The 17,767-nt window shown below is 62.2% G+C and carries 12 protein-coding genes and 1 tRNA gene; 4 read left to right on the top strand and 9 right to left on the bottom strand.

Going from position 1 to position 17,767, the window contains the following annotated elements:
* Nucleotides 1–314: 314 nt before the first annotated feature.
* Complete coding sequence (locus CKO35_RS02340) at nt 315–734, bottom strand: DUF1289 domain-containing protein (RefSeq protein ID WP_200172174.1); 420 nt, start codon at nt 732–734, stop codon at nt 315–317.
* A gap of 32 nt (nt 735–766) precedes the next feature.
* On the bottom strand, nt 767–1,213 hold the full coding sequence (locus CKO35_RS02335) for an HIT family protein (protein ID WP_200172172.1): 447 nt from the start codon (nt 1,211–1,213) through the stop codon (nt 767–769).
* A 104-nt stretch (nt 1,214–1,317) separates the two neighbouring features.
* Between CKO35_RS02335 and CKO35_RS02330 the strand changes: the two genes are divergently transcribed.
* The 3 genes from CKO35_RS02330 to CKO35_RS02320 are packed head-to-tail and all read left to right on the top strand — an operon-like array spanning nt 1,318 to nt 6,804.
* A complete protein-coding gene (locus CKO35_RS02330; RefSeq protein ID WP_200172170.1) occupies nt 1,318–2,754 on the top strand; it encodes a Wadjet anti-phage system protein JetA family protein in 1,437 nt (478 codons plus the stop codon).
* Nucleotides 2,744–3,352 carry a DUF4194 domain-containing protein gene (locus CKO35_RS02325; protein ID WP_200172168.1) on the top strand — a complete coding sequence of 203 codons (609 nt, stop codon included), beginning with the start codon at nt 2,744–2,746 and terminating at the stop codon, nt 3,350–3,352. Before CKO35_RS02330 ends, CKO35_RS02325 begins: the two co-directional genes overlap by 11 nt.
* Entirely contained in the window at nt 3,349–6,804 is a 3,456-nt protein-coding gene (locus CKO35_RS02320; RefSeq protein ID WP_200172165.1) for an SbcC/MukB-like Walker B domain-containing protein, read from the top strand. Before CKO35_RS02325 ends, CKO35_RS02320 begins: the two co-directional genes overlap by 4 nt.
* A 181-nt stretch (nt 6,805–6,985) precedes the next feature.
* Here CKO35_RS02320 and CKO35_RS02315 read toward each other — a convergent pair whose 3' ends face one another.
* From CKO35_RS02315 to CKO35_RS02305, 3 genes are all read right to left on the bottom strand, one after another.
* Nucleotides 6,986–8,425, bottom strand: a complete 1,440-nt coding sequence (locus CKO35_RS02315) for a DUF945 family protein (protein ID WP_200172163.1) — start codon at nt 8,423–8,425, stop codon at nt 6,986–6,988.
* Nucleotides 8,426–8,544: 119 nt separating this feature from the next.
* Complete coding sequence (locus CKO35_RS02310; RefSeq protein WP_200172161.1) at nt 8,545–12,594, bottom strand: bifunctional diguanylate cyclase/phosphodiesterase; 4,050 nt, start codon at nt 12,592–12,594, stop codon at nt 8,545–8,547.
* Nucleotides 12,595–12,724: 130 nt separating this feature from the next.
* Nucleotides 12,725–13,246, bottom strand: a complete 522-nt coding sequence (locus CKO35_RS02305) for a retropepsin-like aspartic protease family protein (protein WP_200172159.1) — start codon at nt 13,244–13,246, stop codon at nt 12,725–12,727.
* A 140-nt stretch (nt 13,247–13,386) separates the two neighbouring features.
* Here CKO35_RS02305 and CKO35_RS02300 point away from each other — a divergent pair, with 140 nt between their 5' ends.
* A complete protein-coding gene (locus CKO35_RS02300) occupies nt 13,387–13,815 on the top strand; it encodes a gamma-glutamylcyclotransferase family protein (protein ID WP_200172157.1) in 429 nt (142 codons plus the stop codon).
* A 77-nt stretch (nt 13,816–13,892) separates the two neighbouring features.
* Here the strand turns inward: CKO35_RS02300 and CKO35_RS02295 are convergent.
* From CKO35_RS02295 to CKO35_RS02280, 4 genes are all read right to left on the bottom strand, one after another.
* A tRNA-Thr gene (locus tag CKO35_RS02295) sits at nt 13,893–13,968 on the bottom strand.
* A 273-nt stretch (nt 13,969–14,241) separates the two neighbouring features.
* Complete coding sequence (gene speA / locus CKO35_RS02290; protein ID WP_200172155.1) at nt 14,242–16,122, bottom strand: biosynthetic arginine decarboxylase; 1,881 nt, start codon at nt 16,120–16,122, stop codon at nt 14,242–14,244.
* A 142-nt stretch (nt 16,123–16,264) separates the two neighbouring features.
* Nucleotides 16,265–17,062 carry an ABC transporter permease gene (locus tag CKO35_RS02285; protein WP_200172146.1) on the bottom strand — a complete coding sequence of 266 codons (798 nt, stop codon included), beginning with the start codon at nt 17,060–17,062 and terminating at the stop codon, nt 16,265–16,267.
* On the bottom strand, nt 17,059–17,661 hold the full coding sequence (locus CKO35_RS02280) for an ABC transporter ATP-binding protein (RefSeq protein ID WP_200172144.1): 603 nt from the start codon (nt 17,659–17,661) through the stop codon (nt 17,059–17,061). Before CKO35_RS02280 ends, CKO35_RS02285 begins: the two co-directional genes overlap by 4 nt.
* Between the last annotated feature and the right edge of the window lie 106 nt (nt 17,662–17,767).

Raw genomic sequence — 17,767 nt, 5'->3', positions numbered from 1 at the left:
AAGTGAAACGGTTCAGCGCCGATGATAGTGTGGGGCCTCCCCATGTGAAAGTAGGTCACTGCCAGGCACCTATTCCAAAACCCCGATCGGGAAACCGGTCGGGGTTTTTTCTTGCCCGTCACCCCCGAATTTTGTACATCAGCCCCTCCTCCCCCTCATCATTACCGCACACCTCGTCATGCCCGCCACCCCTCCGTCATTCCCACGAACGCGGGAATCCAGTGACAGGGCAGAAAACCATGGACTCCCGCTTGCGCGGGTGTGACGAAAGGGCGCGGGCGTGACGACGATATGTGGAAACGACGGGATGCAGGTCAGATTTGTCTTCCCAGGGCCCGGCGGGCGATGGATTCACAGGTCTCCGCCGCAAGGTCACCGTCTGCAATCTTCTGCAGCGCCTCCACCAACGCGACAACTCGTTGACCGTAGGGAATGCCATCGATCAGGACGGCCCTGGGATAGCGTCTGCAAGCCGGTCTGAACGTGATTTCCGGACCCGCCTGAGCACCGGGCGTATCGTGTTTCTGTTCCCTGGGGGCACGGACTTCCGGGGCAGTCTCAGGCCGGGCTCCGGCAGTTCCCCCGGGATACCCCTCCACCAACAGTCGTGCCATGATTCGGCGTCGTTGATGATCTTCCAGATCCCGCCAGACACCGATCTCTTCCAGTGTCCGTCCACAGCCGATGCAACGGCCGTTTTCTGCCCGGCAGATCTTGATGCAGGGAGTCAGCATGGCGATGGATTCCAGGGAGGCTATGTCCGGCTTCAGACCATGATGCTGCCGGTCGGTTTCCCCGGATGCCCCAGGGCGGATGCGATCCAGTGGGTCAGGGCTTCCCGTTCCGGTGCCAGCACCGGGCGGCTTTCCCGCTGTCGGCGGCCCCATATCGATTCAGGAAAGTGCGCGTCTTCCCGATAGCGGGGGATCACATGCCAGTGAAGATGGGGAACCTGATTGCCGAAGCTGGCGAGGTTGATCTTGTCAGGTTTCATCAGCGCCCGCAGCGCCTGCTCCGTGGCCAGGACGACACGCATCAGGTGTTGCTGCTCCTGCGAGGACAGATCACTCATTTCAGCGACATGATCGTGCCAGATCACCCGGCAGAAGCCGGGGTAGTCCGGATCATTCACCAGGATGATCCGGCAGGACTGATCCTGCCAGACCCGTGCTTCATCCTGTGGGACGCAGAGCGGGCAGGGGGCTACAACCATGGGTTCTCTGTTCTCATGATGGCTGGGGTTGATACGGTAGTGGCCAGGCCTTTCGGACTTGGGTAAGTTAGCACCTTTTCCGTTCCAAGGACCCACGCTTCATCATGGCAGAACTCTTTGAGCGTCTGCCCGATAACCTGTTTTCTCCCTTGACCGGGCCCAATCGACAGGTATACGGGCGTTTGCTGCTCGAATTGCATCCCCTGTTTTTCGAGCAGATCCACGCCGAGGTGTTTCCCTCACGGGAGACGGTGCGTGCGGATCTGGAGGAAATCCTGACCCGTCTGGCGGTGTCCGAACTGGCCGAGGAAATGGATCCAGCGGAGGCTGCAGAGGGGGTGCTGGATCAGGGATTGGCCCAGCGGGTCTATCGGCGTCTGCGAAGCTGCGGGTGGCTTGAAGAAGAGGCGGATGGCTACCGCATGCGGGTCACGGTGCCACCGGCTGTGGGCACCCTCTGGGGCGCACTGGTGGAAGTGGCGCGACCTGAACAGGTTTTTTACGGCGGCATGGTGCTGTCCATCCTCAACAATGTCCAACGGGCGGTGGAAGACCCCCGCGGCCAGGCACTGGCCTTCCGTCAGGCTGTGAGCGAGGCCCGGCGCTTCCGTCAGCATCTCAACGCCATGATCTATGGCCTCAAGGGGCTGTTATCGGTGCTGGCGTCACTGGATGATCCCCGTCGGGTTCTGGGACATTTCTTTGATGATTTCGTCGAACGCTTTCTGGTGGCCGACTACAAGAAGCTCAAGACCCGCAATAATCCTTTCCGTTTCCGCGGTGAGATCCTGTCACGGGTGCGGGAGCTGGAGTTTGATGCTCCGCGCCGGCAGCAACTGGTCATCGGTTATATGGAGCAGACAGGGCTGGCCGATGAAGACCATGCCTGGCGCGCCCTTGAGCGGGATTTGTCGACCCTGCGCGGTATCTTCGAGCAGGTGGATGATCATCTGGCCCGGGTCGATCGGTATCGGGGGCAGGTGGAGCGCCGTGTGGCGGACACGGTGCGTTATCTGGACCGTAGCCGACCGGGGCTGGCGCCCCGCCTGGCCCGTCGGCTGGAGGGGATGGGGCGCGCGTTGGTGGCCTGTCCCGACGAGGATGAACTGACGTTGCTGCCGCTGATCGACACCAGTCCCCTGGGGCGCCAGAGTCTGCGTGCGCCCAGCGTCTCCAGGCGACCGCCGGAACCACGGGTGCTGACCTCCTATCCGATGGATCCGCAGCTTCTGGAGCGTCAGCGGGCACTGCGGGCCTACCTGGACCGGCGCCGTATCGATCCCCGGCGCATGGAACGGTATCTTCAGGTCCATCTGCGTCCCGAGGGTCCAACCCCCGGGGAAGTCCTGCCTATTGAGACGGTGGAAGACTTCATGGCCTTCACCCATGTAAGGCAACTGCCCTGGTTGCCGGGGGCGGAGCGTCTGCGCCGCCTTTATCGTGTCGAATACCTGGAGGGATACATGGAAAACCCATGGCTGCGTTGCCCCCGTTTTGTGGTGCATCGTCTGGATCACCGGGAGACCGGCCATGTTGCGTGACATGCGCCAGGTACTGGAGCGGGGCGAGGTGACCGAGCAGGCCTTGCGGGAGGCGGCCTCGGCCTTGTTATCCCGGCAATTCCTGTTTCTGCGGCGACCCCGGGACCGGGATGTGTATCGGGTGGTGGTCAACAACCATGACTATTTCCTCAACCTGTTCGATGCCCTGGGCTGGGGGCTGCACCGGGATGATGAGTCGGGATTTCTGGGATTGTTGCCCGACGACGCCCAGGCCCATGCCCGCCTGCGTCTGGTGGAAACCCTGATGCTGCTGTGTCTGCGGCTGCTCTATGAGGAAGGCATGGACCGTTTCCAGGTGCGGGACGGGTGTGTCCACGTGGAGGCTGAGGATCTGCTGGGGCGTTATGAAACCCTCTTGGGTCGCAAGCGCCCCGTTTTGACGGAGATGCGGGCCCTGCTGGCCCGCCTCGCCCGCTACGGCGTTATCGAGGTCGATGATGGTCCCTCGGATGCTGCATTGCCGGGGTTGCGGATCCTGCCCAGCATCCGCCTGATCACCGATGGTCGGGTGATGGAGCAGCTTGACGCCTATCTGCCGGAAGAGGATACGGATACGGACATGGAGACCCCGGCATGAAGCGACTGGTACGCCTGCTGCTGGTGAACTGGTATCGGGTGGAGTCGGCGTCCATCGAGATCCAGGGGCATGCCGCCTTCATTGGTCCCAATGCATCGGGCAAGTCTTCCCTGCTGGATGCCATTCAGACCGTGCTCGTCGGCGGGAACAAGCATGAACTCAGTCTCAATGCCAGCGCCGGAGAGAAGAGTACCCGCAATCTGCGGGATTACTGCCTGGGGGTGGTGCGGGACCCGGACAATCCGGACATCACCACCGACCTGCGCCCCAGGGAACAGGCGCTGACCTACCTGGTACTGTGTTTCGAGGAGACTGCCACCGGTCGGGAGACCTCGGTGGGGCTGTCATTGCATGCCCGTCTGGATCAGGCCCAGGAGCAGATCGACGGCCGCTTCATCGCCCCGGGCGTGGGCCTGACACTGCCCGACCTGATGGAGCAAACCCCCCAGGGCATGGCTCCCATTCCATGGAAGCGCCTGCGGGAAAGCCTCTATGGTCGCTGTCCGGAACTCAAGGTGGTGTCCCAGGCCGGCGAGTTCGTGAGCCAGCTTTGTGCCGAGCTTTCGGATGGGCGCCGTCACCTGGACCCCGTTCGGTTTCTCAAGAGTTTCCGTAACGCCATCACTTTTGCGCCGATCCGCAATGTTTCTGATTTCGTGCGCCAGTTTGTGCTGGAGGATCGCCCTATCCAGGTTCGTCAGCTCCAGCAGGCCCTGCGTCATTATCGGGACATCCGTACCCGGACCGAGGATGCCCGTAGGCGCGAATCGGCCCTGGAGTCGATCCGTCAGCACTATGGGCGGGCCGACCAGGCGGAAAGCCGGGCCTGCTCCTTCCGCTGGGTGGAGCAGGAGGCCCGTTTCAATGCTCTCGAAGCAGTCACCGACCCCCTGGCCCGGCGGGTGGACACGCTGCACGAGGGCATGGAACAGGCCCGGCGGCAGTTGGCCGCCCTGGACGAGGCAAGGCAGCGTCTGGAGTCTGAGTGGATCGAGGCCAGCGCCCGCCTGGCTGCCAGCGACGTGGCGCAGCAGAAGGCCCGTATCAAGTCGGATCAGGACCGTTACAGGGAGCGCCGGGACGGGGTGCGGAAGATCCTGGATGATGCCCGCCGCGGGCTGGCCCGGGTTCATCGTCTGCTGGATGACCCTCGGGCCGAAGGCGTACTGTCGGCCGAACACCGAACCCTGTTGTGCCGCCTGGGGGATGCCCTGCCGTCCGATGATGCCCTGTTGACCGCCCTGTGGCCGGAAGATCCGGCGGTCATCGTCGAGCGGGCGCGGGCATTGTGTGCCCCCCTGACCGATGCCAGGGACCGCCTGAAGGCCAGTCTGGATGATCAGGCGGCAGAAGAGCTGGCCCTGCGCAGGACCCTGGAGGGGTTGCGGGAGCGGATCCGACATCTGGAGGCCGGAGAGAGCGACCTGTCCCCCGGCACCCGGCGCCTGATGGCGCTTCTGGCCGGTCACGGTATTGAGGCAGTCCCCCTGTGTGACCGGGTGGATGTGGCCGACGAGCACTGGCGGGATGCGGTGGAGCGTTTCCTCGGTGGCCAGCGTGAGGCCTTGCTGGTGGCGCCCGAGCGGGTGGTGGAAGCCATTCGTATCTACCGCCGGGAAGGGGGGCGGGAAGGCATCCATGGCAGCCGAATCATCAATACCCTGAAGACCCGCCAGTGGCTGGACCGGGCGGAGGCGGATTCCCTGGCCGCGGTGGTCACGTCCGGGGATGAACATGCCCGTGCCTATGTCAATCGCCTGATGGGGAACGTGGTCCGGGTGGAGCAGGAAGAGGCGCTCACCCGCCATGAGCGGGCCATTACCCCGGACGGCATGCTGGCCACCAATGGTGCGGTGTTGCGCACTCAGCCGGTGGAACCCATGCTGGGCCGTGAGGCCAGGGTGCGCAGTCTGGCAGCCCTGCGGCAGCGCTTTGACGAGCAGGCCGAGACCTATGGGGGCATCCAGCAGGCGCGTGCCCAGGGCGATGCGTTCAAGGAGCTACTGCTGGATCCCTTTTTGCGCCATCTGGAAAACCTGCCGGATCTGGCCGGACAGGTGGCCCAGCGCCGGACCTGCGATGAGAGGCTGGAAGCCCTGGAGCGGGAGGCCCTGAGTCTGAATACGGGGGACTACGAGGCCTTGCAGGCAGAGGTGAACCGTCTGGGCGAGGCCAAGGCACGCGAGGAGGAGGCGATCCGGGGCTTGCAGGCGGATCTCCAGCGCCAGGACCGAGAGGTGGCCCTGGTGGAACGGGATCTGCAGGAAAAGTTTCGGGAACAGATGGCGGTGAGCGAACAGCGCCGGAGCATTGCCGCCAAGCCCGGACTGGATGCCGCCGATGCCCAGCAGCGTCTGGAGGAACTGGAAGCCCGGCACGAAGGGGAGGATGAGGCGGCCCGCTGGCAGGCCATTGCCGAACAGGCCGAGAAACGGGCGGGCCGCGCCCTTGTGGATGCCAGGCGCCACCGCGAGGAAGCCTGGGAGGCCCTGCGTGACTATCTGACCCGTTGGCCGGTGGAGACACCCCCGGTGGGTGGCGTGGATGATCATGTACCGCTGGCCCGATGGGCGGGGGACACCCTGGATCAGGTGCGTGAGACCCAGCTGGCCCGCTACCATGAGCAGGCAGCTCACGCCCTGCGGGAGGCGGAACATGCCTTTCGGGCCGATTTCATGAGCCGTCTCAAGGAAAATCTGACCCGGCTGGATGAGCAGTTGGCGGAATTGCGTCGCAATCTTCGATCTCGTCCCTTCCACGGACAGTACTACAGTTTCATCAAGAAGCCTGCGCCGGAATTCGACGCCATCCTGCGCTGGGTGGAGAGCTGGACTCCGGAGCAGGCGGACAATGTGGGCGGCCTGTTCGACACCATCCATGACCCGTCCCACCCCCACCGGGAGGCGATCCAACGGGTGCAGACCCTGCTGATGGAGGCAGGGGAGCAGGCCGGTCTGGATGAGCGGCTGGCAGATTACCGCCATTACTACAGTTTTGACGTGAAGATGACCGATGCCGACGGTCGCAACCCGGAAATGCTGTCCCGCCGCTTGGGCAAGGGGTCCGGTGGTGAACATCAGTCACCCTTCTATGTGGCCATCGGCGCGGCCCTGGCGGCGGCCTATCGCCTGCACCGCGACGAACAGGACGGAGCGCTTCGGGGGGGCATGGCCCTGGCGGTCTTTGACGAGGCCTTCAGCAAGCTGGACGTCCAGAACGCCGTCAGCGCCCTGGGCTTTCTCGATGAGCTGGGGCTTCAGGTTATCCTGGCTGCCCCAGACGAAAAGTACGGACTCATGAGCGAGCACATGGATACCATTGTCAACGTCTACCGCAGCGGCGGAACCGTCCACATCGACGCGGATTACCTCAAGCCCGCCGCCCGCGTCCTGCTCTCGTCCGACAATCCCTTGCGGCCATCGGCCGTGCCCACGGTGGAGGCCCGTGAATGATTTGGCCCGTTTGTTGTTGCTTGGCCTGCTGGAGAGGGCTGAGCGCGGAGGGGGCGGGTCCAGCGCATCAATGGGCGTCGTGGATCCCCCTGTGACCAGGGAAGGATCTGGATGCCCATGAGGCATTGCATGCGGTACTCATCAACGCCGAGGCAGCCCAGGACCCGGTCAGCCCCGTAATCTAGAATAGCCGCATGATTTCCCGCAGGTTCATGACCTCTCGACCATCCACCGAGAGCATGCCGGCGTCCAGTTCCAGGGCCATGCGGATCAGATCGTCGTCCCAGTGGGTCACGAAAGGCATCATGCGCAGGAAAAAGGACCATTCCAGCCATTGCTGTTCCACCAGGCGGTCCAGATGGGGGCCTTCCGAGCCCGGGAACTGCTCCAGCAGGTAGTATCGGATGAAGGTCCGGATCAGGGCAGGCTGAACCTCGACACTGGCGGAACCGTGCAGGGCGTCCAGTTCCTCAAGGCCGCGGTTCAGGTCCAGCGCGGGGTTTTCCCTGACCCCAAGGGTCAGCTTGCCTTCAAATGAGCCGGCTTGAGCATGCCGCAGCGACAGTGGATCGACGGCGACCATGGCGCCCTGGCCGAGCAGGGCTTGCAGGCCCGCTTCAAGGACATCCGGATCTTCATCGGCTCCGGCATCCGTCATGGCTCTGAGTGCAACCAGGCCCGCAAAGCCCAGTTCGGAACGCATGCCCACCTGTCCACTTTCCAACAGTTTGATCCCGTCAAGGACGATGGGCCCCCAGGCCAGATCCATGTTGCCCTTGAGCCGGTCTGCTTCCCGCTGATTGTGCCAGTGGAGACTCAGGTCCCGCATTTCCAGGGACTCCTGGGCATCTTCCAGTCGCCAGCGTTTGATCCGGGTTTCGGATCGGGCCTGCGTCAGGATGCCTTCTTCAACCAAGGCGTCTTCCAGGACGAAGGCCAGTGACTCCAGCAGGAATTCGAAGCTGTCATCCTGCACCTTGATCCATGCCCGTGGCAGATCCAGGGAAAGCCCGTCGAGCCGACCGTCCTGTTGCCAGTGGCTGACCAGTTGCCATGGGGACCAGTCGGCCTGCCCCTGTCTCCGGCCCAGGCCATCCATGATTCTGCCCTGATAACCGTCGCCGTCGATTCTGACGCGGTGCTGGTGTCGGGTGTGGAATTCAATGTCGTAGCGCGCCCAGTCTTCGCCTCGATAATCCGGCAGCATCTGCTTCCAGGTATCCGACAGCAGCAGTTGTCCTTGCACATCGGCAATCTTGCCCAGCAGTCCCGACAGCCCATGGGTGGTGACTTCGGCGTTGCCCGATAACTCCAGGTGAGGTTGTTCGGTTTCCTGCCATTCGCTGAGTAACGGATACAGCGGGTTCTCGGGTGCGGGTATGAAGCGCAGCCGGTACTGGATGAAGCCTTGCTTGCGATCATATTCGGCCCATAGCAGGTGAAGGCCGGGCTGTGTGCTGTCCGTCTGCCCGAGGCTGTCCAGGCTGGCCTCGATACGGTCTGCCGCCACCTTATGCACCCATTGGTTCAGTCCGACGAGGGAGCCGCCCAGCAGCAGGGCGACGGTGGCTGTCAGGATGATGATTCTGGAAGATCCGGAACCGGTGGCTTGGGTGGGCATGGGATTGAAATCCAGGTGGGGGAGGCATTCATTTTAGGGGATGTTCCGAGCAAGTAGTTCTGTTAGTTCTGTATTGCTCCATGGCATGACCGGTTTTTGCGGCGAGAGTGCATGGTATCTCAGGTTGTGCCGGCCCCTGTTCGCCGCAGGAACTCTTGAAGTTGATGGGCCGGGAGAGGGCGGCTATAGAGATAGCCCTGGGCCTGATGACATCCCAGGTCGGTCAGCAGATCCCGCTGGCTGTCGGTTTCCACGCCCTCGGCCAGTACCTGAAATCCCAGATTTGTGCCCAGCGTGATGATGGCTTTGGCTATTGCCAGGTCATGGGTGTCGTCCGGAATGCCCCTGACAAAGCTCTGGTCGATTTTCAGGCAGTCAAAGGGCAGGGATTTCAGGTAGGACAGGGACGAGTAGCCAGTCCCGAAGTCATCCACTGCCAGCGTGACCCCCAGGGCCTTGAGGGCGATGAGCAGTTCATGAGCACCCTGTCGCCGGTCCATGATGAAGCTCTCGGTGACCCCCAGTTCCAGCAATCTGGAATCCAGTCCTGTATCCCGCAGCACTGTGGCCACGGTTTCCACCATGTCGCTGCGCTGAATCTGGATGCCCGAGACATTGACGGCGATACGTCCGAATACCAGTCCCTCCTGGTCCCAGCGCAGGGCCTGCCGGCAGGCCTGCTCCAGCACCCAGCGCCCCAGGGGCAGGATAAGGCCGGTATCCTCGGCCATGGGGATGAACCGGTTGGGGGGGATCAGGCCCTGGATGGGGTGCTCCCACCGCACCAGCACCTCCAATCCATGGAGCTTTCCGGTGGACAGGTCTATCTGTGGCTGGTAATGGAGAATCAGTTCATTTCGCTGGATGGCGTGCCGCAGCTCAGTCGCCATCACCACCCGATCTCGCGCATATTCGGTCAGGTTCCGGGCATAGTAGCAGTAAGAGTTTCCACCGGAATGTTTGGCCCGATAGGTGGCGGCATCGCTGTGCTGAAGCAGTTGCTCCACATCCTGACCATCGTGGGGATAGGTGGCGATGCCGATGCTGGCGGTGATGAAGATATCCTGTCCCCCCAGCTTGATCGGGTCCTGCAGGGCCTGCAGGACTGATTCGGCCACGATCTCCGGGCGTGTACGACTGTTGCTGGAATCCTCCACCAGAATCGCGAATTCGTCTCCTCCCATGCGTGCCAGGGTTTCATCCTTTTGCAGCACTGCCTCCAGGCGATTGGCCACTTCGGTCAGAATCTGGTCGCCTTCACTGTGCCCCAGGCTGTCGTTGATGTGCTTGAATTCATCCAGATCCAGTTGAAGTACCGCCACATCCGATTGCCGGGATTCTGCGCGGAGCAGGGCCTGTTCCAGGCGTGTGCGGAACAGTAATCGGTTCGGCAGGTCGGTCAGCGGGTCGCGGTAAGCCAGACGTTGGATCTCTTCCTGTGTCCGCTTGATGTCGCTGATATCGGAAAAAACACCCACGTAATGGGTGATGGTACCGTCGCGGCTACGCACCGCGTTGATGCTGGTCCACTGGGGGTACACCTCGCCGTTTTTGCGCCGATTCCAGATTTCTCCCCGCCAGTGTCCGGAATTGCCCAGGCTTGTCCACATTTGCTCATAAAACAGTCGGTGGTGGCGCCTGGAATTGAGCAGATTAGGATTCCGTCCCATGGCTTCGTCATCCCTGTAGCCGGTGATCTGGGTAAAGGCCCTGTTTACGGCCAGGATGCGCGCATTGGCATCCGTGATGATGATACCTTCACTGGTGGCATCAAAGACGGTAGCGGATTGCTGCAAGCGCTCTTCCGCCTGCTTGCGTTCCGTGATGTCCTGGAAAGCGCCTCTCACCCTGACGATGTCTCCGTTTTCATCCCTGATCGGTGTACCGATGGTCCGGATCCAGAGCCGCCGTCCCTTGGCCGTCTGGATCTGCAGTTCCTCGTCGTAGGGTGTGCCGGTCTCCGCGCAGGCACGAAAAACCTCAATGATCCTTGGGCGTGATTCCGGTGTATAGAAACGGATGCCGTCTTCCAGGGAAACGGTGGTGCCATGCGGCATGTCATGAATCCTGCATACCTCATCCGACCAATAGACCATGCCATTGGCAAGGTCTGCCTGCCAGCCTCCCAGCCTGGCCAGGGTCGAGGCCATGCGCATCAGGCTTTCCGTCTCTCCCAGTTTCTTTTGAGTCAGGACTTTTTCAGTAGTGTCGTGAATGATGGAATACAGAAGTGGGCGTCCCCGCATGCTGATGGGACCGCTGTACACTTCCACGTGGGTGACGCGGCCATCTGCCAGCCGGTGCCGGAACTGAAAATACTTGCGCTTCTGATGGCGGGCCATCTCCATTTCCACCCGGATTTCATCGGCGGAAAGCGGGTTGATCTGGCTGATTTTCATGCGCTGCATCTGCTCGCGATCCCAGCCGTAGAATTGGCAGGCGGCGGGATTGGCGTCGATGATTGCGCCATCACCAGGGTCAATCAGCAGCATGACCGTATGGTTGTTTTCAAACAGGCTGCGGTAGCGTTCCTCGCTGTCCTGCAGGGTCGTCTGGGCCTGCTTGCGTTCCGAGATGTCTTCCACCGTGACAAGCAGGGAGTGAGTCGTTTCGCCGGGGTCACGAATGCCCTTCACGTTGATGGATGCGTATGCGATGGTGCCGTCAGTGCGTTGCAGGCGTTGCTCCAAGGTGCAGGTACCCAGTGTGCCCGCCGCAATGGCCTCCAGTTGTTTCCGCCAGGCCGATTGGTCTTCCGGATGTACCAGCGTTTGCCAGGGTGTGGCATGCATGGTCTCGCGGCGCCGGCCCAGAATCTCGCAGAGCCTGTCGTTGCAGCGTTCACACATGCCCGACGGTGTGATGATGGCCATACCGATGGATGGCTGCAGGTAGAAGTGGTCAAGGATGCGGTTTGAACGCATCTGCTCTGCCGTCAATGCCAACACCTGCAGCCGTTGCTGTTGATGCCATAACAGCAGCAACAGCGTACTGATGACCGCCACGGCCAGCAGGGAGAGGATGCGGGTCCAGAAAAGAAGATTTTCAAGTGGCGCCAGTGCTTCCGCCTGATCCATGCTGGCGATCATGATCCATTCGCTCCCAGTGACAGGGGTGAACGCGGCCAGTATCCGGTTGCCCTGGCCATCCAGGCTGCGGATGATCCCGGTATCCTTTCCTTGCGCTGCAACCATGGCGGGAATGGTCGGGAAATGGAGGCTCTCTGCGGGCGAATTGTCGTGGCTGGTGGGGTGCAGCACAATGAATTGATGGTTCCGATTCCGAACCAGGGTGCTTTCACCGCTTTTGCCGGCAGAGGGCCAGGATCTCAAGAGTGGGAAAAGATATGTTTCGGGATTTATCTGGATCACAATAAATCCGAGCCGTGTTTCATCCTGTTGGATGTGGGGAGATGCTGGCAACGGGATGACAAAATCCAGGCTGACCTGCCCTTCATCATCGTAAGCCATCTGATTATGAAGCGCCCGTCCCGGCGGGCCGGTCTTGTCCAGCAGGGACAGGGTATCGGGATGGATCCGGGCCGTTGTGTCCGTGCCAAGCAGCAGGGAGCCTGCGTGATCCAGCAACAGGATGTTTTGATCGTCGTGATGATCTTTCAGCGTCCTGAGGCGATCAAGAATTCTTTGTTGCAAGAGTGGGTTGTCATCGGGCAGGGAAAGCAACCTTACGTCCTCAAGGAAATGTGCCTGCCCCGCAAGCACCAGACCGTCAGCCTCGCGTTCCTTCAGCCAGACCGCTATTTGCTGGGCCTTGAGGTGTGCAATGGTGGTGAGATTATCGAACGCCTTTTGCTCCAGCTGAGGTTTCTGCAGGCCGGCAATCAGCAGCCCGAATCCCGGCGCCAGCAAGGCAAGCATCAGCAGGACAAGCCCCAGCTGCAGGGTGCTGCTGTTGCGCAAGGCCCTTTGGGTGGGTGAGTCCGGTCGATTGGGCGGTTGCCGCGTGTCCCAGGACCTGAGCAGCAGGAAAAGTAACCCGCTGGTAATGGCCACAAATGTCAATCCCTTGATTATTTCGATGCGAATCTGGGGAAGTGGCTCGGCAAGGGCGCTGCCGAGCATCAGGCCCGAGGCGATGATCCAGATGGTCGCGAAGAAGGCGTAGCCCAGGGTGATGCCGGCTGCAGTCAGTTTGAACGATCCGGGCATGAGCAGGACCTTTCCATTTCCTTATGCGTAGGCAACGAGTATAGGCATTGCAGAAGAGAATGAAGCTTGCCGAGAAGTCTGGGGCATTTGAGATGGGCAAGGGGCGGTATTGGAGGAAATGACAGCAATGTCACCTTCCCATGGGCATGAGTTCCATTCGCCCGTCGCGGATACGGATGTCGAAGTGGTTCAGGAAACTCATGCCCAGCAGGGCCATGTCGCCGCTCATGCCCGGGATGACGGCCGCCCGTACCGAACGTACCACGACATGCCCCAGACGTACCTCGTCCAGTATGGTCAGGTCTCCCTGGACACGGCCATTGGCGGTTTCAAACCAGGCCTTGCCGGTGGATTCCAGCCCCAGGCGATGCGCCATGGGGGCCGGTATGGCCAGATAGGTGGCGCCGGTATCCAGAAGAAATTCCACCCGCTCCCCGTTGATGCGTCCGGTAGCCAGATAATGCCCGGCCCGGTTCCGATGCAGCACGATCTCCGCGCTGTGTTCATCGGCGCCATTGATCAGGTGCAGGTTGGGGTTGTGCTGTCGTTCCAGCACGCCCTGATAGAACCAGGTGCCGGTCACCAGGACCAGAAGCCAGAAGAGGCCCAGCATGATCCGGCCGGCGAGGCGCGTGGATGGGGCGTTGCTCATGGCGGTCGTGCCACCTCTTTGCCATGGGTTCCATGAAGGCCACAAAGCCTGCTGCCAGGATTCGAGGCCGATACACGTTAGACAGTGATTCGACCACTGATTCCCCTGCATTTGACGCCTGCGGGACGTAAGATCATCCCATGAACACACTTTTCGCCTACGGTACCCTCATGTTCGACGATGTCATGGGCAAGGTTTCCGGCTCGGTTCCCCCCGGTGAGCCTGCGCGGCTACGCGGGTTTCGGCGCGGCAAGGTCCAGGGTGAATGTTTTCCGGCAATTGTCCCTGGCCGGGAGGGCGTTGTCGAAGGATGGCTCTATCGTGGCCTGACATCCAGGGACTGGCGACGACTGGACCGTTTCGAAGGTGATTTCTATGAACGCCGCAGGGTTCGGGTGGAATTGCGGGGTGGCCGAACCCTGCCGGCTTTCACTTATGTGCTGCGCCCGGTCTTCGGGCATCGCTTGACAGCAGAGGACTGGGAATCCGGCGGGTTCGGGAGCGATGACCGGAGGCGGCTGTTGGGTGTGTGCCGAACCCATCGCGGTGATCGAGACCGTCATGGGTGATCACCGTGGTTCATGTCGGCGGATAAGGATGGCCCGAAAGAGCAGGGCAACCCATTCCGTGGGTTGCCCGGAGCATGTGGTGCCGGCAATAGGAGTCGAACCTACGACCTTCGCATTACGAATGCGCTGCTCTACCAACTGAGCTATGCCGGCAAGAACCGAAAAACGCTTGTGGCCCTGTTGATGCCATCAAGGGACAGGCCACGATATGGGGGCGTAAAGATTGCAAATTCTAGAGCATGCGGGCCCAGGACTCAACAGGACGATTCCAGTTGATGAGGGATGGTCACTGGTCAGTTCAACCATAAGACCCTCGTCGTCACCAGCGCCCGTTATCTGACTGGATGGGCATGACCTTCATCGATGTGGCCGCCCCTGTCTTCCCGCCGCCTTGGGCGGGAGAACAGGGGCATGTCCCATGATGGATCAGTCTTCCAGGTAAGTGTACCCGGACAGGCCGTTGTCCAGTTCCTTGAGGATCTGACGCTGCATGGCCTCGTCCAGGCCCGCGGCCGCCACCTTGGTGCGATAGGCGCCTGCCAACAGCTCGGTGTCGAAGTGCACGTAGCGCAGCAGCTCCTCCACCGTGTCCCCCTGTTCCGGTTCCACCACTTCGTAGCCGCCGTCCCGGGTCAGCACCACGTTGATGGCGTCGGTGTCGCCGAACAGGTTGTGCAGATCCCCCAGGATCTCCTGGTAGGCCCCGACCATGAAGATCCCCAGCAGATACTGTTCCCCGGGGCGGAATTCGTGCAGGGGCAGACTGGGGACGATGGTCTCGCCGTCCACGTAGCGGTCCACGTGGCCGTCGGAGTCGCAGGTGAGATCCTGCAGTACTCCCAGTCGGGTGGGGCGCTCGTCCAGCCGGTGCAGGGGCATGATGGGGAATATCTGGTCGATGGCCCAGACGTCCGGGATGGACTGAAACACGGAGAAGTTGCAGAAATACTTGTCCGAGAGCTTTTCCGTGAGTTCGTCGGCGATATCCCGGGGCAGGCGCTGGGCATGCCGGGCCAGCAGGCGTCGGCAGGTGGCGAAATAGATCTGCTCCGCCAGGGCCCGGTGCTCCAGGTCCAGCAGGCCGTGGGTGAACATGGACTGCACTTCCCGCAGCCAGTCCACCATGGTGTGGAAGACCTCGGTGGGGGCACTCTCGGCGGTGCGTTCAAACAGGCTCCACATGTCCAGCAGTACCGCCGGGGCCTCCTCGTCGGGGGGCTGGATGTCGGCGGCCACCGGCGCACGCTCGGTGTCGATCACGTTGGTGATCAGCACCGCGTGATGGGCGGTCATGGCACGACCGGACTCGGTGAAGATCTCCGGTGGCGGCAGGTCGTATTCCCGGCAGGTGTTGGCCAGGATGCGCACCAGGCTGTCGGCATAGTCCTGCAGGCTGTAGTTGATGGAACACAGGTTGCGGGAGCGGGTACCCTCGTAGTCCACCCCCAGGCCGCCGCCGGCGTCTACCACCTGGATGGGGGCACCCAGGCGATGCAGCTCGGCGAAGAAGCGGGAGGCCTCGTACATGCCCGACTGGATATCGCGGATGTTGGCGATCTGGGAACCCATGTGGAAATGCAGCAGCTGCATGCAGTCCAGCATGTCGTGGTCCCGCAGCTGGTCCAGCAGCTTCAGGGCCTGGGCGGCGGAGAGGCCGAACTTGGCCTTTTCGCCACCGGTGTTCTGCCATTTGCCCTTGCCCATGGAGGCCAGCCGCACCCGCATGCCCAGGGAGGGGCGGACCCCCAGGTCACGGGCGGCCTCGATGACGCCGTTCAGCTCCGAGGGTTTTTCGATGACGATGTAGACCCGGTGTCCCAGCAGCTGGCCGATCATGGCCAGACGCAGGTATTCCCGGTCCTTGTAGCCGTTGCAGACGATCACCCCGCCGGGGCGGGCCAGGGCCAGCACCGCCATCAGTTCCGGCTTGCTGCCTGCCTCCAGGCCCACCCGCTCGCCGCCGCAGGTGAGGATGCGTTCCACCACGCTGCGCTGCTGATTCACCTTGATGGGATAGACGGCGGTGTAGCGGCCGGGGAACTCGTTGTCCTCGATGGCCTGATCGAAGGCCTCGGTGAGTCGCTTCACGCGATCGCAGAGGATGTCCGGAAAACGCACCAGCACCGGCACATCGATGTTCAGGCCGGACACATGGTTCACCAGTTCGAACAGGTCCACGCCCGGATGCCGGGCATGGGCGGGTGGCCGGACGATCACGCGGCCCTGTTCATTGATGTGGAAGTAGTCGCCGTTCCAGTGGGGGATGTTGTAGGTCTGGCGGGCGTTATCCGTCGTCCAATCTGTCATGATGGGCCTTGTCGATCAGCGCGAATGGAGGGGCGGTGTCATTGGGACCGCCGCCCCGGTAAAGCGGGCGTATGATACTCCCTATGCCATGCCCCCGGGGAGCCTGCAACGGGCTTTTCGACAGCTGGAGCCGTAATGCGGTTCATCCCGCCTTCAGACGGTCCAGCCGCAGTCGCTCCCGCTCGTCGAACAGTCGTCGGGATCCCAGCCAGATGGCCCCCAGGGTACCGAATCCGGTGCCCGCGGTGATGAGAAACATCACCAGAATCTGGTATTTCACTGCCTCCATGGGCGGCGTGCCCGCCAGGATCTGACCGGTCATCATGCCGGGCAGGCTGACGATGCCCGCCGCCGCCATGGCATTGATGATGGGCATCAGGCCGCTGCGGGCGGCATCCCGGCGAATGTCCTGGATCGCCTCAGCCCAGGTTTGTCCCAGGATCAGGCGCCCCTCGATCACCCGGCGCTGTTGCCAGGCGGACTGAGTCAGTCGATCCAGGCCCAGGGCGATCCCGGTCATGGTGTTGCCCAGCATCATGCCCAGCAGGGGGATGGCATACTGGGGTTCCCACCAGGGGGCCGGGCCGATGATGACGGTCAGGGCGAACACCGTGGCGGTGAAGGCGGACACGAACATGGCCAGGGTGCCGATGCCGTAGGCCCGCCAGCCAGTGAATCGTCGCCCCTGCCGGGCCACCACTTCCCGGCCTGCCACCAGCAGCATCACCAGAGCCATGATGGCCACCCAGTGCAGGGCGGCATGCTCGAACAGGGTCTTGAGCACCAGGCCGATCAGCAGCAGCTGCACCACGGTGCGCGTGGCCGAGACCAGCAGGCTCTTCGACAACCCCATGCCCACCCGGCTGGTCAGCACCGCCAGGGCGATCACCAGCAGGGCCGCCAGAGTAAGGTCCACGGGTGACAGGGCGATGACACTCATGGATTTGACTCCGTCAGTCGACCGTTTTCCATCAGGAAGAGGCGGCCGCCCAGGCGTTTGCGCTGGTCTGCGTCATGGCTGACCCACAGGGCTGCGGCGTTGCTTTCACGCAGATAATCCCGGATCAGGCCTTCCATGATCCGGGTGTTGTCCGGGTCAAGATTGGCAGTGGGTTCGTCCAGCAGCAGGGCCCGGGGCCGGTTTTGCAGCACCCGTACCAGGGCCAGCCGTTGCCGTTCACCACTGGAGAGACGGTCTACGGTCCAGTCACGCACATCCTTGCCAAAGCCCAGGGTTTCGAGCCAGCGCTCATCACCTGTCCGCAGGTGTTCACCCACCGTATCCGCCCACCAGGCCGGGTCCGCCGGCAGGTAACCCACCTGACGGCGCCAACCCGCGCCGGTCCATGCCTGTCGGGGTTGTCCTTCCAGTCGGATCAGGCCCTCATTGCGGTCAAGGTCAGCGATGGCGCGCAGCAGCAGAGACTTGCCGGCACCGGACGGGCCGGCCACCTGGGCCAGTTCTCCGGCGCCCAGGCCCAGGTCCAGCGGACCGATCCGGGGGGTGCGAAGCTGTTGGATCTGGAGCAGCAAGGGCATGTTCTGTGAATCTTCGGCGAGGGCAGGGGCGGGGTGACGGTCCGGGGAGCGAAATCGATTCATTATAAGGGTCGTGAAGGCGGTCTCCAGGATACTTGCGCCCATG

This window comes from Ectothiorhodospira shaposhnikovii (assembly GCF_016584105.1).
GTDB classification, from domain to species: Bacteria; Pseudomonadota; Gammaproteobacteria; order Ectothiorhodospirales; family Ectothiorhodospiraceae; genus Ectothiorhodospira; species Ectothiorhodospira shaposhnikovii.
This window is presented reverse-complemented; position numbering and strand designations above follow the sequence as displayed.